Origin of the sequence: Faecalibacter rhinopitheci (genome assembly GCF_015234135.1) — a bacterium.
GTDB classification, from domain to species: Bacteria; Bacteroidota; Bacteroidia; order Flavobacteriales; family Weeksellaceae; genus Empedobacter; species Empedobacter rhinopitheci.
The window spans coordinates 373,655-395,267 of sequence record NZ_JADGIK010000001.1 but is presented as its reverse complement, the minus strand read 5'-3'; the positions used below and the strand labels follow the sequence as shown (position 1 = coordinate 395,267).

The window sequence follows — 21,613 nt, the reverse complement described above, 5'->3', positions numbered from 1 at the left end:
AAGGAAAAAAAAAAATAACTTATAAAAAATAGATATTTATCATATATTTATGTAACAAACCACAATTATAAATTAAGAAACTATGGATTTTTTTACAGGAAGTACAGTGCTTTCACTTTTTCTTGGAGTAGGATTAGCTGCTGCTTCTGGCTTTAGAGTTTTTCTACCTTTATTTTTTTTGAGTTTAACAGCTAATATTGCTGGGAACTACATTGAAATAAATGAAAATTTGTTATGGGTTGGAAGTTGGCCAGCTCTGATTACTCTCGGAGTAGCGATGGTGGTAGAGATTGGTGCTTATTATATTCCTTTCGTAGACAATATGCTCGATACAATATCGGTTCCTTTAGCAGCAATTGCTGGTACATTTGCCGTCAGTGCAACGTTAGTAGATATGAACGAAGTGGCAACTTGGGCATTAGCAATTATTACTGGTGGTGGTACTGCAGCAGCAATTAGCTCTACAACTGCAACTGCTAGGGCTGTCTCAACAACGACAACTGGTGGCCTTGGGAATTTCCTAGTCAATACTGGTGAAACTGTAGGAGCTTTATTTTTAAGTATTACAGCAATTGTAATTGCTCCACTAGCTTTTATTTTTGCTGTAATACTTTTATTTGTAGTGATTAAAGTTTGGAAACGTGTAAAAAAACGTACTTCTGAAATCATTAATCATTCTACTTCTAACGCTGAATAGGTCTCATTAAGCCTTCTTGTGTTAGGCTACAGATTAATTCACCGCTTAAATTAAATATCGAACCTTTATTAAATCCTCTCGTATTAGAAGCGCTTGGAGATTCTACATGAAGAAGTAACCAATCATTAATATTTGGCTTGCGGTGAAACCAGATAGAATGATCTAAACTTGCTAATTGTGTATTACCAAAATGCGCCTTAGAGGCATGAGGCATCAAAGCAGTTGATAAAACATTATAGTCTGAGCTATAAGCAATTAATTGATGAAGAATAGGCAATGAGTAATCATCTTCTAAGTCGTTAAATTTCATCCAAACATTACTAATCGGATCGTAATCTTTTTTCTCAAACGGATTTGGTATCTCAACAGGTTTAAATTCTAAAGGTCTTTCGGCTGATACAAATTTCTGAATCTGTTTTGGAAGCATTGTTCCAAATTGATTAGCAATTTCACTCCAACTAATTAATTGATCGGGAGATGTTACATTAGGCATTGGTATTTGATGCTCTAATCCTTCTTGTTCTAATTGGAAAGAACACGCCATCATAAATATTGCCTCACCATTTTGGCGTGCAGTTACAGATCGTGTAGTAAAACTTCCTCCATCTCTTAATATTGTTACCTCGTAATGTATAGGTAATTCTAAATTTCCAGGAAGAATAAAATACGAATGTAACGAATGGCAAAAACGATCATTTGGCACAGTTTGGTAAGCTGCGTGTAATGCTTGGCTTACTACTTGACCACCGAAAACATTGGGACTTCCCATATATGAACTCTCTCCTTCATATAAATTATCGCCTATTTTTTTAAGCGTAATTAGCTTGATTAGTTCAGATGTTGTATTCATTTATTTAATATTTCAATAATTCTAATTCTTCTTTATTTCTGAGAAGAACAGCTTTGTAATCCGCTTTGATATTATCGATTAATTCTTTAGTGCTTGGAATATCTTGTATTCCAGAAACTCCATGCCCTGCAGACCATATATCTTTCCAAGCTTTTTGTCCATCACCATTAAGTTTAGAAAAATCTTCTTCTTTTTCTTCCTCAATATTGACATTGGCATGTTCCAAACTTTTTGTTAAAAAATTAGCATGTACGCCAGAAACTCCAGCTGTATAGATAACATCTTCTAAGGTAGAATTAACGATCATTTCTTTATAAGCATCATCCGCATATCCTTCTTTTGTTGCTATAAAACGGGTTCCCATGTAAGCAAAATCGGCTCCCATAGCTAGCACAGCTGCAATATCTTTACCATTGTTTAGTGATCCAGCCATAATAATAGGTCCATTAAATACCGATTTTATATCAGCTAACAGAGCAAAGGGATTTGCAGTACCTGCGTGTCCACCAGCTCCTGCAGTTACTGCTATTATACCATCAACGCCAGATTCTGCTGCTTTTTCTGCGTGTCTTTTTTTAATCACATCATGAAAAACTAAACCACCATACGCATGGACAGCATCTACAATTTCTTTGACAGCTCCTAAAGAAGTTATCACCAAAGGAACCTTATACTTTGCGCATAATTCTAGATCGGGTTGTATCCTTGGATTGGTATGATTTACAATTATATTTACTCCAAAAGGAGCAGCCTTTATCCCTGTTTGATCTTCAAATTTTTTTAATTCAGATGTAATTTCAATTAACATATTTTCAAAATCATCAGAAGTTCTTCCATTTAGTGAAGGAAAAGTTCCGCAAACGCCATTTTTACACGCTTCAATAACTAATTCAGTTCTTGAAACTAAAAACATGGGTGACGATATTAGAGGAATATCTAATCGCTGTTTAAATTCTTGTATTGTCATTAGATAGTTTTTTTGTGGTTTTTAAAACATGCAAGATATAAAAATGTGTAGTATTATAGGATAACATTTTTTAATTTATGTACTGATATAATGTTTAACAAAGGATTAAGTTATCTTTGCAAAATAATCAATATAAACGTGACTTTTAAAGAACATATAAAACGTAATTTGACACTTGCTTTACCAGTTATGATCACTCAAGCAGGGCAGATTTCTGTAAATATTATCGACACCATAATGGTAGGTGGTTTGGGAGGTAAATTTGATAATGTAAAAGATGAAGGAATAAGTAAAATGGCTTTAGCAGCTACATCCTTAGGAAATTCAATGTTTTTTGCAGTATTGGTATTTGCTTTTGGGTTTAGCTTTGCTCTTTCACCCTTAGTAGCTGCAGAAGATGCGACAGGAAATAAGAAAAATGTAGCGAACTATTTTTCTCATAGTTTAATTTTAAATATTACTCTAGCAACCTTATTGTTTTTATTAATAACCTTTGCTAAGCCACTTTTGTATGTTATGAAGCAACCAGAAGATGTTATTAATATGACAATTCCTTATTTGACAATTATGACGTTTTCTATGATTCCTTTAATGATTTTCCAATCTTTTAGACAATTATCAGAAGGCTTATCTTTAACAATTCCTGTAACTATCGCAACAATTTTAGGGAATGTGATTAATATAGCTCTAAACTATGGTTGGATATACGGTAACTGGGGATTTCCAAGATTAGAAGTAGCAGGTGCAGCTTGGGGAACTTTAGCATCCCGCTTATTCATGACTTTATTTTTAATTATAGTTTTATGGAATTTTAAGAAAACAAGAGAGGTGCTTAAATTAGTATCTTTTAGAAATATTCAAAAATCAATTTTCCTAAAAATATCAAATATTGGAATTCCTACTGCATTAACTTCATTTTTTGAAATGAGTGCTTTTTCTATGGCGGCATTTGTTTGTGGATATACATTTACAGACTCTTTGATGGATCAAGAATTAGCAAAAGTTAATTTAGCAGCTCATCAAATTGCAATCAATCTTGCATCTACGACGTTTATGATGTGTACAGGACTTGGAGTTGCCGCAACAGTAAGAATTGGAAATCAATTAGGTTTAAGGGATTATAAAACCTTAAAAGAGGCAGGGTGGTCTTGTATTTATATGGTTATCACATTTATGTTTATTTGTGGATTACTATTTGTCGTATTCAGACACGATTTGCCAACCATATATGTGGAAAACCCTGAGGTTATTAAACTAGCAGCTCAACTTCTTATTATAGCTTCATTATTTCAATTATCGGATGGTGTACAATTAGTCGTTTTAGGAACTTTAAGAGGGATGATGGATGTAAAAATTCCTTCCTTGTTAACTTTCATCGCTTATTGGTTAATCGCAATTCCTATAGGAACTATTTTAGCGATTTATTTTGAAATGAGAGCAATTGGGATGTGGATAGGATTAGGAATTGGACTTACAATTTCGGCGCTTATGTTATTGTACAGATACCATCAACAAACCAAAAAATTAATAAAAGACAATCAATAATTAAATTTATATATTATGGAATTACCTAAGTTTTTAATTGCTGACAATTCAGAATTACCAGATAAAATTTTTATTTTACATACGGAGTATCCACGTTTTTTAATGGACGTAGAAACTGATGAGGTAGAATGGTTTGAAGATTTATCTGATGAAGAAGAAGGAAGTGATTTTGATTCAGAAGTTGCAAATTTAATTGAGTTAGCTTTAGAGTTTTATGACAACGAAATGGCTCAATTGGATGATGAGGAAGTAGAATAATTTTCATATTCTTTAAATAGTTGATCAATTAGTGTATAAAGTACATTATTTCTTGTTTGTTGTTATTGTTTTTATCAAAATAATATTTATTTTGGCTGTAACAAAAAAACGAGAAAACTGAGATGGAAATTAAACGACTTTTTGATTTTCCTTATTATCAATTAGAAAAAAATCCTCGAGAGGATGCATTAGTTAGTAAAGTAAAGGGAGAATGGGTAAAAACATCTACCTCTTCTTATGTTTCACAAGCTAATGCATTCAGCCGAGGACTTCTAAAATTAGGGATCAAACCTCAAGATAAAATTGCAATTGTAACTACTACAAATCGTACTGAATGGAATATTGCTGATATTGGAATACAGCAAATTGGAGCCATTTCAGTACCATTATATCCTACACTTTCCCCAGACGATTTTATATACGTTTTAACTAATTCGGAAGCTAAATTTTGTATAGTTTCAGATCAAGAATTATTTCAAAAAATAAATTCTATAAAAAATAAAGTAGAAGGACTTGTTGGAATTTACTGTTTTGAAGAAATTCAAGGTGCTCCTAGTTGGAGGGAAATACTTGATTTAGGTCAAGATGATTCTACCCAACATGAAGTTGATAGTATTAAAAATATTATCAAACCTTCAGATATAGTAACTTTAATATATACTTCAGGAACGACAGGACGACCAAAAGGAGTAATTCTTTCTCACGAGAATATTGTTTTTAATGTACTAAGAAGTTGGGAAAGAATTCCTGAATTTCCGGCAAATGCACGTGCTTTATCTTTTCTACCGATCAATCATGTATTTGAAAGAATGCTCATTTATTTATACCAATATATTGGCATGGGAATTCATTATGCAGAAAGTATTGATACTTTAGGCGAGAATATGAAAGAGGTAAAACCACATGTAATGACAGTAGTTCCGCGATTAATAGAAAAAGTATATGATAAAATATACAATACTGGAGCTTCTGCAGGAGGGCTGAAAACTAAGATATTTATGTGGGCACTGAATTTAATACAAGATTATGATCCATATAAAGAAAAAGAGTTTCTTTTTGATTTTAAATATGCCATTGCAAAACAGCTAGTTTTTAGTAAATGGAAAGAAGGAGTAGGAGGTGAGTTAGTCGTTATGGTCTCAGGTTCTGCGCCACTTTCATCTCGACTAAATCATATTTTTTGGGGGGCAGGAATTCCGATTTTAGAAGGCTACGGTTTAACGGAAACTTCCCCAGTAATTTCCGTTAATAAAATGGAAAAAGGTATGTTTGGTATAGGAACAGTAGGGGCACCACTTAGAGGATTGGATGTAAAAATTGCAGAAGATGGTGAAATCTTAGTGAAAGGTCCATCAGTTACTTCAGGTTATTATAAAGATGAGGAAAAAACTGCTGAAACTTTTACACAAGATGGGTATTTTAAAACCGGAGATATAGGGATTATAGAAAATGGGTTATTAAAAATTACTGATCGTAAAAAAGAGATTTTTAAAACTTCTGGGGGTAAATATATTGCTCCACAAGTCATTGAAAATAAATTTAAGGAATCTAATTTCATTGAACAAATTATGATTGTAGGTGAAGGTCAGAAAATGCCTTGTGCGATCATTAAGCCAAATTTCCAAGCCTTAAAGGATTATCTTCAATCGAAAAGTTTACAGATTCCATTAACCAATGAAGAGCTTATCAAAGATTCGATTATTTTAGATGTCATGAGAAAAGATATCGAAAGAATGAATGTAGGTTTAGGAAGCTGGGAACAAATTAAAAAGTTTGAATTGACTCCGGATGAATGGACGATTGAAGAAGGTTTATTAACACCAACATTAAAACTAAAACGTAAAGCTGTAATGGAAAAATACAAAGATTTATATCTTAAATTATATCCAGAAAAATACTAAATAAAAAAGCCTGAAATTAATTTCAGGCTTTTTTATTTAGATCTATTTTATCCAACCCCAAGGATTTTGCGGTTTTGGAACTTCATTAGTTAAATCAAATTCAACAGTGAATTTTTTATCGGATCCTGCACGTTGCAAGTTATATGTGAAGGTCGTTTCATTTAATGTTATCCACCAAACGTTTGTTGACGCATATCCAATGCGTTGTGAAGTTTCTAGATCTGCAGGAAACATTTGGAAATTTTCAAAGCCAGGATTAGGATTAGTTCCTCCGTATTGCGTTACTTTATCTTCAGACCCATCGAGGTGCCTATGGTCATGTTTTAATTTTATTAAATCATTTTCAAAAGTTAAAATCCATGTTCGAGAATGATCATCACCCACATGAAATGGGATTTTAATCTCATTTGGCTCACAAGAAATAACATGCATTATTAATTCTTTTCCTGAGAAATCATCATTCTTTACATAATCAGCTAGCTTGCCTTTATAGGCTTTATTGCAATGTTTCTGAAGATTATCCCAGAATATTTTAGAAGGTAGTTTTTCCTGTGCATGACCACTAATGGCCAATAGACTGAAAGTTAAACTAAATATTAATTTTTTCATAATTTAAATTTAGCATTAAATAAAATGTAAATAATATATTAACAAAAAAAATAAAGATAATTTAATATTACAGAAAAAAAAGAGCTCAAATTTTTTGAGCTCTTTTTTTTGTAATATATGACTAATTGTTATTTCTATTTCCAGTGGCCAACATAATAAAATATATAAGTTGGGCTAAAGAACCAATAGCAGCAACTACATAAGTACGAGCGGCCCATTTTAAGGAGTCTTTAGCTCCATCATATTCATTTGGTAATACGATATTTTTATTTTTCAACCAAGCTAATGCTCTGTTTGATGCATCATATTCTACAGGAAGCGTTATAAATGCAAATAAGGTAGTTATCGCAAATAATGCAATTCCTATCCAAAGTAAATAAGGGTTTCCTGAAGTCGTTGCTACTACTAATCCTAACATTAGAATCCATTGATTTAATCTAGAAGCTATATTTACAGCAGGAACCATTCTTGATCTCATTTCTAACCATGAATATCCTATGGCATGTTGTACAGCATGGCCACATTCGTGGGCAGAGACTGCTGCTGCTGCTGCATTACGTTCATGATAAACAACTTCAGATAAGTTTACAGTTTTATCTGCCGGATTGTAATGATCTGTTAATTGTCCAGGAGTAGAAATTACACGCACATCAGTAATTCCGTGATCTCTTAACATTTTTTCTGCAATTTCCTTCCCGCTCATTCCATTAGCAAGAAATGTTTTAGAATATTTTGCGAATTTTCTTTTTAATTGTGATGATACGCCCATGCTTATAAGCATGAATAATCCTATTAGAATGTAATAACCACTCATATCTATAAAATGTTTGTTTTAATAAAATTTGTTATTCAATTATTATTCCAACTAGGAATAATAGCACAAAAATAGACAATAAATACTTTTTTAGGGTTTAAGTTGTATTTAACGTGTATATTATATGTTATTTTGACATTAATTTTAGAAATTAAACTTTCAAAAATGTCTGATTTATGTACATTTGTCAACTATGAAAATTCAGGTCAAAGAAGTTGAAAATAATAAAGATTTGGAGGCTTTTATTAAGTATCCAATGAACTTATATAAAAATAATCCATATTATGTTCCTCCGATTATCAATGACGAGAAACAATCTATGAGTAAAGAACATAATCCTATTTTTAGAGAAGCAGAAGCAAGCTATTTTTTAGCTTACAAAGGGGATCAAATTGTAGGAAGAATTGCTGCTATCATAAACTGGAAAGAAGTGAAGGAGCAAGGAAAATCAAAAATGAGATTTGGTTGGTTTGATACTATTGATGATATTGAGGTTACTAAAGCTTTATTAGCTAAAGTGGCTGAGATTGGTAAATCACATCAATTAGATTATATGGAAGGACCTGTAGGATTTTCTAATCTGGATAAAGCAGGTTTATTGACAAAAGGATTTGATAAATTAGCTACCATGGTGGGTTTATATAATGAGTCCTATTATATGGAGCATTTCGAAAAATTAGGCTTTGAAACATCTAGTGAATGGACTGAATTCTCTCTACCAGCTCCTAAAGTTTTACCAGAAAAAGTAGTGAAGTTTAACAAAATAATTCAGGAACGCTATAAGTTGAGAGAACTCAAATTTAAGAAAACCAAAGAATTATTGCCATTCGTAGATGAAATGTTTGATTTGCTTGATAAAACATATAGCTCATTAGAAACGTATGTGCCAATCGCAGACTATCAAATAGAACATTATAAAAATAAATATATTCCATTCATTAATCCAGATTATGTTAATGTGATTGTGGATGAGAATAATAAAATGGTTGCATTTGCCATTACGATGCCTTCATATTCTAAAGCGCTACAAAAAGCCAATGGAAAGTTATTTCCTTTTGGTTGGTACCATTTGTTAAAAGCTAATCGTAAAAATGATTCTGCAGCATTTTATTTAATTGGTGTTGATCCAAAATTACAAGGTAAAGGTGTAACAGCATTAATATTTAGTGCAATGTACGAAACCTTTAAACGTAATAATATTAAGTATCTTGAAACTAATCCTGAATTAGTAGGTAACGATAATGTACAAGTATTATGGAAACCTTATAATCCTGTAAATCATAAGCGACGTAAAACTTTTAGAAAAGATATCTAAGTATGCTAAAAATTAAAGAACTAGAGGATCTTTATCCTTCATATAAACAAGATGGTTTTGATAATAAATGGTTAAATTTTGAAGGTTTATTAGATTATTTCTCTAAAATATCGATTGAAAAAAAAGAAATAGGAAAATCATTTCTTGGAAATTCTATTTATAAAATTTCAGTAGGAAAAGGATCGAAACGTATATTAATTTGGTCTCAAATGCATGGTAACGAATCGACCGGAACTAGATCAATGTTTGATGTTTTAAATTTTTTGAATTCAAAACATATTATTGCTGAGCAAATTTTGCACGAAATTACTATCGATTTTATCCCAATGCTAAATCCCGATGGGGCTAATGTTAATACACGTCGTAATGCGATTGGTATAGATCCTAACCGAGATTTTTTAGCTCAGCAATCTCTTGAAATTAAAATTCTACTTCAACAAGTAGAAAGTGAAAATTATATCACATTATTTAATTTGCATGATCAGCGCACAATATTTAATGTTGGTGAAACTGCGGAACCTGCAACATTGTCATTCTTAGCACCTTCTTATAATATAGAAGAAGAAATGAATGATGTGCGTCAACACACAATGGGGATTATTCAGGCCATGAATACAGAGTTACAAAAGGTGATTCCAGGGAAAATAGGAAGATATACATCAGAATTCTATCCAATGGCTACTGGTGATAACTTTACCAAAATGGGTTATCCATGTATATTATTTGAAGCTGGACATTACCCTAACGACTACCAACGTAATGTTACCCGAAAGTATAATGCTCTTGCTATTATAACAGGTTTATATACGATATCAATGTCAAGAAAATTAGATTTCTCCGAATATGAATTGATACCAAAAAATGGCAGTAAGTTTCTTGATGTTATTATTCGTAATATAAAAATTAAAAATGGTTTAAAAGAATCCTTAGTGGATATAGGAATATATTATGAAGATATCTACTATAAAGATACCAATAAAGTAGCGGAAAAGGGTAGTATAACAGAGATTGGAGATTTAAGAAAGTTTTTTGGACATCTTGATTTAGATGCAAAAGGAGAAATTTTTAATAATGAAAGTGGAAGTCTTCCTATGTTAAACCAAATTGCTACATTTACTGTAGGCGAATATAATTTTATCAACGGCAGAATTCATTATTAATAGTATATATAAACTAAACATGAAAAACTTATTTAGATTTTTATTCTCAACTTTATTAGTCATTACGCTTATTGGTTGTACCCAACAAAAAGTACTGAATCGCCACATTAAATTGGAAACTGGTGAAAGAATTCTTACTGGAGAATTTGATCAAAGTGTATTAAAAGAAAAATATTATGCATCTTGGTATGATCCTGAATATACATCATATGAAGTAGAAACTGAAAAATTAAAAGATGTAAAAAGTGAATTTAGAAAATATGAGATTGAGGCCTTCGTAGGTACATGGTGTTCTGATTCTCAGCGCGAATTACCTCGCTTATTAAAGATTTTAGAATCCGTTAAATATCCTATTGCTAATAAAATGAAATTATATGGAGTAAATAGTCAGAAAAAAAGCTTTTATGGCGAGGAAATTGGTAAGGATATCTCTCATGTTCCTACAATCATATTTTATTTAAAAGGGAAAGAAGTTAGTAGAATTGTAGAATCTCCAATGACAGGATATTTAGAAGAAGATATGGCTATGATTATTAAAGGAACACCTCTAACGCCAAATTACGCAGAAGATTGAAAAAGAATTTATTAATAACTTTTATAGCCTTTGTACTCGGAATTTTATCAGCAATTTGGGGAATTAAATCCTGTAATAAAGATAAACAAAGCGAAGATTCGCGAGTAATCGCTTATCAAATCAATAAAATGAATAAAATGGTTGTGGCGGAGCAATCTTTATCAGAAATTTATACCCATACTTCTAAAAAAGGAATTCCAGGTTTAGAAAGTCTTTATTCCGCAGATAAAAAGGTAACGCTTTTGGTTAATGCGAAAGTACAAGCGAGCTACGATTTATCAAAAATGGAGGTAGAATTAGATTCTATTGGTAAGAAAATAGTCATAAAATCAATTCCACCAGTAGATTTAAAAGTGTTTCCAGATGTTGATTTCTTCGATATGGATCAGAGCGTTTTCAATAAATTTGAAAAAAACGATCTGAATGAAATTAAGAAAAAAAGTATAGCTCAAGTTGAAAAAAAGATTGACCGTGAGAAGCTTAAATCTGAAGCACATCAACAATTAATTCAAAATTTGAGTGATATTTATAAAATAGCCTCAATATATGGATGGCAAATTGAAGATAAAACCATTTACGCTACAGAATTAAAAGACTTATTATATTAACTATTTAATCCACCTTTTGGTGGATTTTTTATTGAAATTTATTTTCAGAAATCATTTTCTTGATAGCTGATAAAGTTTTATTTTCGCTAAATATATAAAGCAATATGAATTGGCGTAGACTTTTACTACCTTTTTCGGGAATATACTGGGGAATAACATCTATACGTAATTTTTTTTACGATGTAGGAGTTAGGCGTACTGCATCTTTTGATCTACCTATTATTAATGTAGGAAATTTATCGGTAGGCGGTACGGGGAAATCTCCTCATGTAATGTATTTGATCGAACTACTAAAAGATCAAAAAATGACTTGTACACTAAGTAGAGGTTATGGTAGAAAAACATCTGGATTTCGAATTGCAAATTATGACTCGAAAGTATATGATATTGGAGATGAACCTATGCAATTTTTCAGACGTTTTAAAAACAAAATTTTAATTTCTGTCTGCGAAAGGCGTGTTTTTGGGGTACAAAGTTTATTAAAACATTTTTATCCGGAAGTAATTATTTTAGATGATGCATTTCAACACCGTAAAATTAAAGCAGGTTTTAATATTCTATTAACAGATTATAATCACCCTTATTTCGAAGATTATTTACTTCCAGGAGGAGATTTACGAGAAAGTAGACGAGGAGCCAAAAGAGCTGATGTTATAATTGTTACTAAATGTCCTGAAACTATTCCAGATGATCGATATAAAGTATTTCAAGAAAAGATTAAATTAACTGGAAATCAGCAATTGTTTTTTTCTAAAATAGTGTATGATAATGTGCTGATAGGTGAAATGGATAATATACCACATAATGACTGGAAAAATAAAAATGTAATTTTAGTTACTGGTATCGCAAATCCTACAAGTTTAGTGAATTTTGCAGAAGCCAACTTTAAGAATGTATTGCATTTGAAGTATCCCGATCATCATAATTTTAAAGATGTAGAAATTGATTATATTCGCAAAAGATTTGCGGAAACAGAAGGAGAAAAAATCATTGTAACGACTGAGAAGGATTATATGAGATTATTCGAAGAAAAATCACTGATAAATGATATGTATTATCTCCCTATTCGCATTGAGTTAAACGATAAAGAAAAATTTAATCAAACTATTTTAGATTATGTTAGAACGCATTAATGAGGCTGTAAAGTACATCAATAATATTATTCCAACTACTCCAGAATTCGTAATTGTATTAGGATCAGGTTTAGGTAAGTTAGAAGATGAGGTAGAAAATCCAATTGTTATTAATTATCAAGATATTCCAGGTTTTCCACAAGTTACTGTAGAAGGGCACAAAGGGCACTTAGTATTTGGAAAGATTTTAGGAAAAAATGTTCTTATGATGGCGGGACGTTTCCACTATTACGAAGGATACTCAATGCAGGAAGTAACTTTCCCAATGCGAGTTTTCAAAGGATTAGGAATCGAGAAAGTAATTTTATCTAATGCATCTGGAGGTGTTAATCCAAACTTTAAAGTTGGAGATGTAATGATTTTAAAAGATCACATCAATATGATGCCAGAACACCCATTACGTGGTAAAAATATGGACGAGTTAGGACCTCGTTTTGTAGATATGTCACAGGCTTACGATAAACCTATGTTAAATGCAGCATTAGATTTTGCAAAAACAAATGATATTTTAGTTCATACAGGTGTATATGTAGGTTTACAAGGACCAACTTTTGAAACTCCGTCTGAGTATGGATTAGTTCGTTTTATTGGAGGTGATGCTGTTGGGATGTCAACAGTTCCTGAAGTTATCGTTGCTAAACATATGAGTATGCGTGTTTTCTGTGTTTCTGTTATTACAGATTTAGGAGGACCAGAAATCGCATTTCCAGTTTCTCATGAAGAGGTATTAAATGCTGCAAATACAGCGATGCCAAATGTGATTAAAATTGTAAAAAGCGTAATTGAAACGTGTTAATCATAACAATATTTAATATAAATCGTCTTAGTATACTAAGGCGATTTTTTTTTGTCTATTTTTAGCCTATGAAACATCATTTAAAATACGAACAATATATTGATGCTTCGATGGATGAAGTTTGGACTTTTTTCTCGGATGCTAATAACTTATTGGTTTTAACACCCGATAATATGAAAATGAAAGTAAAATCGAATCTTACAAATACACAATTATATGAAGGAATGCGTATTGCTTACACCGTTTCACCTTTGTTTAGTATTCCTTTGTTTTGGGAGACAGAAATTCTTGAAGTTTCTAATCAGTCGCATTTTATTGATATTCAACGTAAAGGTCCCTTTAAATATTGGAAACATAAACATACATTTATATCTCAAGAGAAAGGTGTTTTGATGATTGATGAAATTATATATGAGTTACCGTTTGGTTTTATTGGTAATATATTTCATAAGCCATTGGTTTTAAATAATCTGAAGGAATTATTTATCTATCGAAAACAAATCATTCAGGAAATGTTTTAATTAAATAAATTGATTTAGATCAACGGTTTGATCATATTTGTAATATATATTTGTCTTATCTAATCAATAAAATTTATGGAAAATAAAATCTTATTTAGTCAATATAATTTAAAAGATATCACATTAAACAACCGTATGGTTATGGCTCCAATGACCAGATCTCGCTCGGATAATGAAGGTAAAGTAGCTACAGAATTAACTGCTGAATATTATGCACAACGCGCATCAGCTGGATTAATCATTACAGAAGGAACTTTTGTAAGCCCTCAAGGAATTGGTTATATAAATGTTCCATCTATTTATACTCCTGAACAAGTGGAAGGATGGAAATTAGTTACAAAAGCTGTACACGACAAAGGAGGAAAAATATTTGCTCAGATTTGGCATGTTGGAGCAATTTCTCATCCTAGTTTATTAAATGGAGAATTGCCTATGGCACCTTCGGCTATTAATCCGAATACGCAAGCGTATACAGAAAATGGTTTTGAAGATACTGTAACGCCAAAAGCAATGACAAAGGAAGATATACTACAAACGATTCAAGATTTTAAAAAAGCTGCAGAAAATGCGTTGATTGCTGGATTTGATGGTGTTGAATTGCACTCAGCTAATGGTTATTTATTTCACCAATTTTTTAGTAAAACAACAAATCTACGTACGGATGAATATGGTGGATCTATAGAAAATAGAGCACGTTTCTTATTTGAAACCTTAGAAGCATTAAAAGAAGTAATTCCATTTATTAAAGTCGGAATTCGTTTAAATCCTACATTACATAAAGTTTTAGGTGCTACAATGGATGAGGAATCAATCCCAACATTCGAGTATATTGTTAAGAAATTAAATGAATATGATTTAGCTTATTTACATATAACAGAACCGTTTGCACCAATTGATGACTTGCCTTTTGCTATTAAAGAAGTTGCAAAACATTTTAGACCTTTATATAATGGTACATTGATAATTAATAAATCATTTGATAAAGAAAAAGCGATAAAAGTATTAGAAGATGGGGATGCAGATTTGGTTTCTTTCGGAGTGCCATTCATTGCAAATCCTGATTTGGTAGAGCGATTTAAATTGGATGCTGAATTAAATACACCTGATTCTTCTACTTTTTACACGCCAGGAGAAAAAGGTTATACAGATTATCCAACTCTTGATAATTTATAAAAATTATATATTAAAGCCATTATTCAAAAGAATAATGGCTTATTTTAACAAAACAACGATAATTTTATAAATATTTAGATATCTAAATAATCTAGCTATATATCGTCACTCCATTAGTGATAAAGAATTTTTCAATTTATATGGTATTATTATCATGTAACTCAAGAGATACATTTGAATCTCTGCATTCAAAATTAATTAATTTCCCATTCTCAAAAGTAAGATGTAGATATTCTTCGTAAATAGAAGAATTCAAAGTTTCATGCCAAAGAACCACTTTTCCTTGTGGAACTTTTATAATACCTGAATACCAAGTTGCTTCCACTTTTTCTTGTAAAGGAAATAAAAAATTGATGTCAACCTCATCAAATCCTTCAACGTATCCTCTAAAATTTATTAAATAAAGTTTGTCATTTTCTAATTTCCATTTCCCATAATATCCTCTCCAGCAAGTAGGCGATGGAGGAGTGAAATATGGCGGGTAATTTAAGTTTAAAAAATACTGATGTAATGGATGTTCATCTATAAAATATTGTTCATCTTCCATCAAGAAGACTTCTCCAATTTGTGGCGTCATATATGTGGTTTAACCAAATATATAAAAGCAACTAACTATTATAGAAATATAAAGACCTGATATTTGTTAACTTTATAAAAATTGACGGTTTTTAATAATTATAATATAAATTATTCCGTCTTAATTTAATAAATTACTAAAAATAGTTATTTTATAACAATTCGTTTTCCTTGCTGAGGATAAATAAATTTGAGATTAAGCGTATTCAATTCGGCTAATTCTTTTTTAATCACTTCCGGATAATCACCTTTAGGTTTAATATGGGTAATAATTATGTTTAAATTATTTAAATATTTTATACCAGTATATTTCGCCAAAACATTCATTTCTTCCATAAATAATTTAGGCGTTAAATGTCCGAATAAGCTTGTTTCAGGTTGCGAGTTAGGGAATGAAACTTCCAACATGATTGTTTTTAATTTCCCTGATTTAATCTCCGGAGCAATTGCTTTCCAAATATTTTCTAATTTATTAGTTTTCTCTATACGGTCAGCACCAGTGTCTCCAAAATATATTAAAGATTGATCTTTTGTCGAAATTAATAAAGCTGCACTTTTCCATGGATTTACATGACTTAGTTCAAAAATTTTTGCTGATAATTTAGTTCCGTCTATTTTAAATTCTTTCTGGTTAGAAAAGGATTTGTATTGATATTTATTAATAATGGGACTTTCACCTTCACTTCCGAAGTTAGCCCAAGCTGCATTTGTAAAATAATTGTTTTTTAAAACTTCAATCATTTCTGGTGTACCATAGATAGGTTTTTTGCTATCTTCTGGCGAATTAATCACCAATCCGCTTAAGTGATCTAAATGACCATGAGATATAAAATAACTTTTGATATAATCATTTAATACATTATGGATAGATGTATCAAATGTTTTAAGTTTAATAGCCTCTTTAAGTCCGGAATATATTGTGCCAGCATCCATAGAAATATATTCATTCTTTGTATGTTCGCCTACCAAATAGGCCGATAAGTTACTCTCATCAGAGCCACCATATACGCCAAGTGGAACTATTTCTATAGCTTGACCAAAACTTAAAATATTACTGCTCAATAAAATAGCAGTTAGTAATTTTTTCATTTTAATATAATTTTTCTCAAAATTAAGGGTTTTAATAATTTTAATGTTTATTTCAACTCCAATTCTAACTTTAAATACTTAATTTGGTTCCACTAAATAAAAAAACACTCATGATTCAAGATTTATTCTCTAAAACCAACTCCAACTTATTTGTGGATTATGCACAAGATTTTATAAGAAAAAAAGCAGTTGTATTAGCAGCTGTATCTTTATTATCTGTACAAATAAATGCGCAGAAAAAACCTTTAGACCATACTGTTTATGACGAATGGCAATCGATAGGTTATCAATTACTTTCAAATGATGGAAATTGGGCTGCTTACCAAATAAAAACGCAAGAAAGTGATAATACATTAGCTGTATTTGGGATTTCGACAAATAAAAATTTTGATATTCACAGAGGTGATGAACTTAAATTTACGTCTGATTCTAAATTTGCAATTTTTAAAATCAAACCTTTTTACAAAGATTTAAAAGAAGTTAAAATAAAGAAGAAAAAAGAAAACGAGATTGCAAAAGATTCAATTGGTATAATAAATTTATCTACTCAAAAAATAGAAAAATTACCACTTTTAAAATCGTTTAAATATCCAATAAAAGGAGGTTCTTTTGTAGCTTATACAAAATATAAAGATGACATTGTTGATTCAACAAAAACAAAGTCGAAAAAACCTGACGTAAAAAAAGATAATAAAAAAGTTGAACCGTCTGAATTAGTATTAAGAAATCTATTGACAGGAAAAAAGGAAAGTTATAAAAACGTAATTGAATATGACTTTAGTGAAAATGGGAAACATTTAATTTTTTCTACAAAACCTGAAAAGAAAGATTCTACAGATAAGTCAGTTTATGGAGTTTATTTGGTAAATACATCAAATTTTACAAAACAACTTTTGGTCGAAGGTAAAGGAGATTATAAGCATTTCACATTTAATGAAAATGGGAATCAAGTTTCTTTTGTAGGATCTAAAGAGGATGATAAAGTAAAATCTAAAGTTTATCAATTTTATTATTCTAAATTGCCTGTTACAGGTAAAATAGATTCTATAAAATTGGACAATTTAAAATCTGATTGGGTTATTTCAGAACATAGATCACCTAATTTTAGTAAAGATGGTAAAAAACTTTTTGTAGGAATAGCTCCTAAACCAATTGTTGCAGATACGACACTAATAGCAGAGGATCATGCAAAAGTTGATATTTGGCATTGGAATGAAAATGACATTCAGCCTATGCAGTTAAAAAATGTAGAAAGAGATAAGAAAAGATCTTATTTAGCGGTCGTTGATCCACTTCAACCTTCTAAATTTCTACAATTAGCAGATGCTGAAATGAACCAAATAGAATTAGTAAACGACGGTAATGCAAATTACGCTATCGGTTCATCAGATAATTTATATCGATTGTCAACACAATGGGAAGCATCTAGTAAAAAAGATTATTATATCGTTGATTTAAATTCTGGAAAAAGAGAACTCTTTGTAAAAGGATTAGAAGGAAGAGTTACAGCATCTCCATCGGGAAAATACATTGTATATTATAATAGAATGGACCATTTATGGTATTCTTACAATCCAGTAACTAAAGAGACAAATGTTTTGAATAAAAAGCTAAAAGTTTCTTTTGAAGATGAAGAAAACGATATGCCAACAACTGCAAGGGAATATGGTTTAGTTTATTTTACCTCAAATGACGATACTGTTTTGATAAGAGATCGTTATGATATATGGGAGTTCGATTTAACAGGTAATAAAAAACCAAATAATGTTACAAATGGCTATGGTCGTAAAAATGATATTACTTTTAAGGTAGAACGTTTGCATGATGATATTAAGGTATTAGAAAGAAATCAACCGATTTATTTAACTGCTTTTAATAACACTACAAAAGCATCAGGAGTTTATAAAACAATTATAGATAAATCTAAAAATCCTGAGCTGGTTAAGATGTCAAATATGTATGCAGCTCAGAATATGAAAAAAGCAAAAGATTCTGAAGTATATATTTATACAAAAGAAACTGTTATTAATCCTGCGGACGTTTATGTTTCAAAGGATTTTGTAAATGAGACCAAACTTTCATCAATTAACCCACAGCAAAAAGATTATATATGGGAAACTTCTGAAATTGTTGAGTGGAAAACATATTCTGGGAAAAAAGCAAAAGGAATATTATACAAACCAGAGAATTTTGATGAGAATATACAATATCCAATGATCGTTTATTTTTATGAAAAAATGACAGATAATCTAAATAGATATCAAGAACCTGCGCCAACAAGATCTCGATTAAATCATTCATACTTTGTAAGTAATGGGTATTTAGTATTTACTCCAGATATTTCATATGAAGACGGGAAACCAGGAAAATCAGCCGAAGATTATATTAATTCTGGTGTAGAAGCACTTAAAAAAAATAAATGGGTAAAAGGTGACAAAATAGGTATACAAGGTCAAAGTTGGGGAGGGTACCAAGTCGCGCATTTAATTACGAGAACTAATATGTACGCTGCTGCTTGGTCTGGTGCACCGGTGGTTAATATGACATCTGCTTATGGTGGAATTCGCTGGACAACCGGAATGTCTAGACAATTTCAATATGAAAAAACTCAAAGTAGAATTGGAAAAAATCTTTGGGAAGCACATGATTTATACATCGAAAATTCTCCTTTATTTTATATGCCAAATGTACAAACACCAGTAGCAATTATGCACAATGACCAAGATGGTGCTGTGCCGTGGTATCAAGGTGTGGAAATGTTTATGGCGCTTCGTCGTTTAGGAAAACCTGCTTGGTTATTAAATTATAATGGAGACGATCACAATTTAATGAATCGTGCCAATAGAAACGATATTCAAAAGAGACAACAACAATTTTTTGATCATTATTTAAAGGATCTTCCAGCTCCGAAATGGATGACTACAGGTGTTCCAGCAACTATGAAAGGAATTGATTGGGGATTTGAAGTAGAAGATCAGACAAATACCATTAATTAATTACTATAAAAAATGTATAAATGATTCAAATTGATTTTTGAATCATTTTTTTTGTATCATATTGTTTAATAAATACATGCATTGTTTTGGGAATATAAAGTTAAACTAATAGTGAATAAAAATAACATAATTTTAATACTTTTGCATTCGTTTTTTAAAAGACAATGATGATAGCAGAAGGAAATAGCGTTTTTTATATACATGGATTATATGGATCAAGAAGTTCAAGAAAATTTACTTTAATTCAACAAAAATACCAGACGGCAGTTTGTTTAGAATGGAAGTATAATGATCCTATTGATGTGTTTATTGAAAATACATTTCATATGCTAGAAACAGTGCAGCATCCAATTACATTAATAGGAAGTTCAGTTGGGGGGAATTTTGCTTGGCAAATTCAACAAATGCTTCTAGAGATTGGAAAAAAATGTGAATTAATCTTAATAAATCCATTAGTAGAATTAATGTATAAATACGAAGATAATTTTCCAAAACATTTGGTTTCGTATTTAAAACCGATGGATAAATTTACATGTACAAAAGTAATTATTGGCTTACATGATGAGGTACTAAACGCAGATCAAACCAAAGCTCACTTCGAAATTTATGATTACAATAACCCAAATGAATTAGAAATATTCTTAGTCGAACAAGATCACAGAATATCTAATTTTGGGGAGTTAATAGGTGATTTTTAAATAGTTTATATTTAATGATTTAACGTTAAGTTAATCTTAAATAATTGTAAAATTTCCTATTTTCGCGTATATTATTTAATGATGAGAAATCTATTTTCAGTAATTTTAATCGTGATATCTGGATCAGTATATGCGCAAGTTGATTCGATCAAGCCCAAAGAGGAAGTATACAAAAATACGATGATGCCTTACTATAGTTATGGTGATGGCTTAGGTATTACATCCGCTGACAGCCTTTATCAAGTGAATATTAGATTTAGAATGCAAAACAGATTAACTTATATTGATAATCAAGATGAAGAAGACGTAATAGATGCACAAATTAGACGTTTGCGCTTACGTTTTGATGGATATATTGGAAGTCCTAAATTTGAATATTCAATTCAATTGTCTTTTGCATCAGGAGATGTAGGTGCAGCTGAAGAAGGAAAAAATACAAATATCATACGAGATGCAATGATATTTTATAAACCTAATAATAATTGGAGTTTTGGATTTGGGCAAACTAAATTGCCCGGAAATAGACAACGTATAAATTCTTCTGGAGCTTTACAATTAACAGATCGTTCCATAAATAATGCAGATTTTAATATAGATCGTGATTTTGGATTACAAGTGCAGCATAATAGAAAATTTAAAAATAAATTCTCTTATACAGTACGTGGAGCAATTTCTAGTGGTGAAGGAAGGAATTGGACTTCTTATAAAGACACAGGATTAGCCTACACAGGGAAGGTAGAGTTAATGCCATTTGGAGCATTTAGAAATGATGGTACTAATTTCGAAGGTGATATTCTGAAGGAACAAAAACCTAAATTAATGGTTTCGGCAGCTTACTCTTATAACAATAAAGCGCATCGTACACAAGGCCAATTAGGGGATGAACTCTTTAATGCCACAGATATTAATTCGTTATTCTTAGATGCAATGTTTAAATACAGAGGATGGGCATTAATGTATGGGTATATGAACAGAAATGCACAAAATATATTTTCGTATAATCCAGAAGATATGGATGATTATAAATATGTTTATGCAGGATATGGTCAGGATTTTCAAGCTTCTTACACCTTTCCTAAAAATTATGAATTAATTGGTAGATTTTCTACTCAGAGAGTAAATAAAGATATTTTTGAATTTACTCCTAATACAAACCAATGGAGTTTAGGACTTACAAAATATATTTGGGAACATGCTTTTAAATTACAAGCGGAAGTAACGTATGAAAATTTAAAATACTATAATAATACTGAAAAAAATAATTGGTATGCCCGTTTACAAGTTGAAATTGGTATATAGATAAAAAAGGGATGTAATAATTACATCCCTTTTT

Annotated in this window: 21 protein-coding genes; 15 read left to right on the top strand and 6 right to left on the bottom strand. The window is 30.8% G+C overall.

Annotated features, from left to right (window positions below; translation table 11 throughout):
* Positions 1–82 precede the first annotated feature (82 nt).
* The gene (locus tag IM532_RS01875; RefSeq protein WP_194181749.1) at positions 83–697 is read left to right on the top strand and encodes a DUF4126 domain-containing protein; all 615 of its coding nucleotides are present in this window, start codon (positions 83–85) and stop codon (positions 695–697) included.
* On the opposite strand, the gene IM532_RS01870 is transcribed toward IM532_RS01875, so the two are convergent.
* Both IM532_RS01870 and IM532_RS01865 read right to left on the bottom strand, forming a co-directional pair.
* Positions 684–1,547, bottom strand: coding sequence for an acyl-CoA thioesterase (locus IM532_RS01870; RefSeq protein WP_194181748.1), 864 nt, complete (start codon positions 1,545–1,547; stop codon positions 684–686). The two genes, IM532_RS01875 and IM532_RS01870, sit on opposite strands and share 14 nt — an antisense overlap.
* A 4-nt stretch (positions 1,548–1,551) precedes the next feature.
* On the bottom strand, positions 1,552–2,514 hold the full coding sequence (locus IM532_RS01865; protein ID WP_194181747.1) for an NAD(P)H-dependent flavin oxidoreductase: 963 nt from the start codon (positions 2,512–2,514) through the stop codon (positions 1,552–1,554).
* Between the two features lie 138 nt (positions 2,515–2,652).
* Between IM532_RS01865 and IM532_RS01860 the strand changes: the two genes are divergently transcribed.
* The 3 genes from IM532_RS01860 (at position 2,653) to IM532_RS01850 (ending at position 6,218) form a co-directional block, all read left to right on the top strand.
* A complete protein-coding gene (locus tag IM532_RS01860) occupies positions 2,653–4,059 on the top strand; it encodes an MATE family efflux transporter (protein ID WP_194181746.1) in 1,407 nt (468 codons plus the stop codon).
* A gap of 15 nt (positions 4,060–4,074) precedes the next feature.
* Positions 4,075–4,317: a hypothetical protein gene (locus tag IM532_RS01855; protein ID WP_194181745.1), complete on the top strand. Its 243-nt coding sequence runs from the start codon at positions 4,075–4,077 to the stop codon at positions 4,315–4,317.
* Between the two features lie 122 nt (positions 4,318–4,439).
* Positions 4,440–6,218: an AMP-dependent synthetase/ligase gene (locus tag IM532_RS01850; RefSeq protein WP_194181744.1), complete on the top strand. Its 1,779-nt coding sequence runs from the start codon at positions 4,440–4,442 to the stop codon at positions 6,216–6,218.
* 42 nt (positions 6,219–6,260) lie between these two features.
* Here IM532_RS01850 and IM532_RS01845 read toward each other — a convergent pair whose 3' ends face one another.
* Both IM532_RS01845 and IM532_RS01840 read right to left on the bottom strand, forming a co-directional pair.
* Positions 6,261–6,827, bottom strand: coding sequence for a hypothetical protein (locus IM532_RS01845; protein ID WP_194181743.1), 567 nt, complete (start codon positions 6,825–6,827; stop codon positions 6,261–6,263).
* A gap of 121 nt (positions 6,828–6,948) precedes the next feature.
* Entirely contained in the window at positions 6,949–7,641 is a 693-nt protein-coding gene (locus IM532_RS01840; protein ID WP_194181742.1) for a zinc metallopeptidase, read from the bottom strand.
* A gap of 193 nt (positions 7,642–7,834) precedes the next feature.
* Between IM532_RS01840 and IM532_RS01835 the strand changes: the two genes are divergently transcribed.
* From IM532_RS01835 to IM532_RS01800, 8 genes are all read left to right on the top strand, one after another.
* The gene (locus IM532_RS01835) at positions 7,835–8,956 is read left to right on the top strand and encodes a GTP cyclohydrolase (protein ID WP_194181741.1); all 1,122 of its coding nucleotides are present in this window, start codon (positions 7,835–7,837) and stop codon (positions 8,954–8,956) included.
* A gap of 2 nt (positions 8,957–8,958) precedes the next feature.
* Positions 8,959–10,116 carry a M14 family zinc carboxypeptidase gene (locus IM532_RS01830; protein ID WP_194181740.1) on the top strand — a complete coding sequence of 386 codons (1,158 nt, stop codon included), beginning with the start codon at positions 8,959–8,961 and terminating at the stop codon, positions 10,114–10,116.
* A gap of 19 nt (positions 10,117–10,135) precedes the next feature.
* Positions 10,136–10,690: a YbbN family protein gene (locus IM532_RS01825; protein ID WP_194181739.1), complete on the top strand. Its 555-nt coding sequence runs from the start codon at positions 10,136–10,138 to the stop codon at positions 10,688–10,690.
* Entirely contained in the window at positions 10,687–11,298 is a 612-nt protein-coding gene (locus IM532_RS01820) for a DUF4230 domain-containing protein (protein ID WP_194181738.1), read from the top strand. Before IM532_RS01825 ends, IM532_RS01820 begins: the two co-directional genes overlap by 4 nt.
* A gap of 104 nt (positions 11,299–11,402) precedes the next feature.
* Complete coding sequence (gene lpxK, locus IM532_RS01815) at positions 11,403–12,431, top strand: tetraacyldisaccharide 4'-kinase (protein WP_194181737.1); 1,029 nt, start codon at positions 11,403–11,405, stop codon at positions 12,429–12,431.
* On the top strand, positions 12,415–13,227 hold the full coding sequence (locus IM532_RS01810; RefSeq protein WP_194181736.1) for a purine-nucleoside phosphorylase: 813 nt from the start codon (positions 12,415–12,417) through the stop codon (positions 13,225–13,227). The genes lpxK and IM532_RS01810 overlap by 17 nt, the downstream gene beginning before the upstream one ends.
* Positions 13,228–13,295: 68 nt before the next feature.
* Positions 13,296–13,748: an SRPBCC family protein gene (locus IM532_RS01805; RefSeq protein WP_194181735.1), complete on the top strand. Its 453-nt coding sequence runs from the start codon at positions 13,296–13,298 to the stop codon at positions 13,746–13,748.
* 75 nt (positions 13,749–13,823) lie between these two features.
* On the top strand, positions 13,824–14,921 hold the full coding sequence (locus IM532_RS01800) for an alkene reductase (protein WP_194181734.1): 1,098 nt from the start codon (positions 13,824–13,826) through the stop codon (positions 14,919–14,921).
* Between the two features lie 136 nt (positions 14,922–15,057).
* Here the strand turns inward: IM532_RS01800 and IM532_RS01795 are convergent, their stop codons facing one another.
* Entirely contained in the window at positions 15,058–15,498 is a 441-nt protein-coding gene (locus IM532_RS01795) for a hypothetical protein (protein ID WP_194181733.1), read from the bottom strand.
* A 146-nt stretch (positions 15,499–15,644) separates the two neighbouring features.
* Positions 15,645–16,586, bottom strand: a complete 942-nt coding sequence (locus tag IM532_RS01790) for an MBL fold metallo-hydrolase (RefSeq protein WP_194181732.1) — start codon at positions 16,584–16,586, stop codon at positions 15,645–15,647.
* A 110-nt stretch (positions 16,587–16,696) separates the two neighbouring features.
* On the opposite strand from IM532_RS01790, the gene IM532_RS01785 reads away from it, so the two are divergent.
* From IM532_RS01785 to IM532_RS01775, 3 genes are all read left to right on the top strand, one after another.
* On the top strand, positions 16,697–19,582 hold the full coding sequence (locus IM532_RS01785) for an alpha/beta hydrolase family protein (protein WP_194181731.1): 2,886 nt from the start codon (positions 16,697–16,699) through the stop codon (positions 19,580–19,582).
* A 164-nt stretch (positions 19,583–19,746) separates the two neighbouring features.
* Positions 19,747–20,280: a YqiA/YcfP family alpha/beta fold hydrolase gene (locus IM532_RS01780; RefSeq protein ID WP_194181730.1), complete on the top strand. Its 534-nt coding sequence runs from the start codon at positions 19,747–19,749 to the stop codon at positions 20,278–20,280.
* Between the two features lie 81 nt (positions 20,281–20,361).
* Positions 20,362–21,579 (top strand): porin, encoded by a 1,218-nt coding sequence (locus IM532_RS01775; protein WP_194181729.1) that lies wholly within the window; start codon positions 20,362–20,364, stop codon positions 21,577–21,579.
* The last annotated feature ends 34 nt before the right edge of the window (positions 21,580–21,613 follow it).

What these genes read in the sequence shown, in the direction of transcription:
- IM532_RS01805 (WP_194181735.1), top strand. Translation starts at nt 13,296, where the DNA reads ATGAAACATCATTTAAAATACGAACAATATATTGATGCTTCGATGGAT.
- IM532_RS01850 (WP_194181744.1), top strand. Translation starts at nt 4,440, where the DNA reads ATGGAAATTAAACGACTTTTTGATTTTCCTTATTATCAATTAGAAAAA.
- IM532_RS01810 (WP_194181736.1), top strand. Translation starts at nt 12,415, where the DNA reads ATGTTAGAACGCATTAATGAGGCTGTAAAGTACATCAATAATATTATT.
- IM532_RS01775 (WP_194181729.1), top strand. Translation starts at nt 20,362, where the DNA reads ATGAGAAATCTATTTTCAGTAATTTTAATCGTGATATCTGGATCAGTA.
- IM532_RS01795 (WP_194181733.1), bottom strand. Translation starts at nt 15,498, where the DNA reads ATGACGCCACAAATTGGAGAAGTCTTCTTGATGGAAGATGAACAATAT.
- IM532_RS01785 (WP_194181731.1), top strand. Translation starts at nt 16,697, where the DNA reads ATGATTCAAGATTTATTCTCTAAAACCAACTCCAACTTATTTGTGGAT.
- IM532_RS01845 (WP_194181743.1), bottom strand. Translation starts at nt 6,827, where the DNA reads ATGAAAAAATTAATATTTAGTTTAACTTTCAGTCTATTGGCCATTAGT.
- IM532_RS01780 (WP_194181730.1), top strand. Translation starts at nt 19,747, where the DNA reads ATGATGATAGCAGAAGGAAATAGCGTTTTTTATATACATGGATTATAT.
- IM532_RS01790 (WP_194181732.1), bottom strand. Translation starts at nt 16,586, where the DNA reads ATGAAAAAATTACTAACTGCTATTTTATTGAGCAGTAATATTTTAAGT.
- IM532_RS01865 (WP_194181747.1), bottom strand. Translation starts at nt 2,514, where the DNA reads ATGACAATACAAGAATTTAAACAGCGATTAGATATTCCTCTAATATCG.
- IM532_RS01840 (WP_194181742.1), bottom strand. Translation starts at nt 7,641, where the DNA reads ATGAGTGGTTATTACATTCTAATAGGATTATTCATGCTTATAAGCATG.
- IM532_RS01870 (WP_194181748.1), bottom strand. Translation starts at nt 1,547, where the DNA reads ATGAATACAACATCTGAACTAATCAAGCTAATTACGCTTAAAAAAATA.
- IM532_RS01825 (WP_194181739.1), top strand. Translation starts at nt 10,136, where the DNA reads ATGAAAAACTTATTTAGATTTTTATTCTCAACTTTATTAGTCATTACG.
- lpxK (WP_194181737.1), top strand. Translation starts at nt 11,403, where the DNA reads ATGAATTGGCGTAGACTTTTACTACCTTTTTCGGGAATATACTGGGGA.
- IM532_RS01855 (WP_194181745.1), top strand. Translation starts at nt 4,075, where the DNA reads ATGGAATTACCTAAGTTTTTAATTGCTGACAATTCAGAATTACCAGAT.
- IM532_RS01835 (WP_194181741.1), top strand. Translation starts at nt 7,835, where the DNA reads ATGAAAATTCAGGTCAAAGAAGTTGAAAATAATAAAGATTTGGAGGCT.
- IM532_RS01875 (WP_194181749.1), top strand. Translation starts at nt 83, where the DNA reads ATGGATTTTTTTACAGGAAGTACAGTGCTTTCACTTTTTCTTGGAGTA.
- IM532_RS01800 (WP_194181734.1), top strand. Translation starts at nt 13,824, where the DNA reads ATGGAAAATAAAATCTTATTTAGTCAATATAATTTAAAAGATATCACA.
- IM532_RS01830 (WP_194181740.1), top strand. Translation starts at nt 8,959, where the DNA reads ATGCTAAAAATTAAAGAACTAGAGGATCTTTATCCTTCATATAAACAA.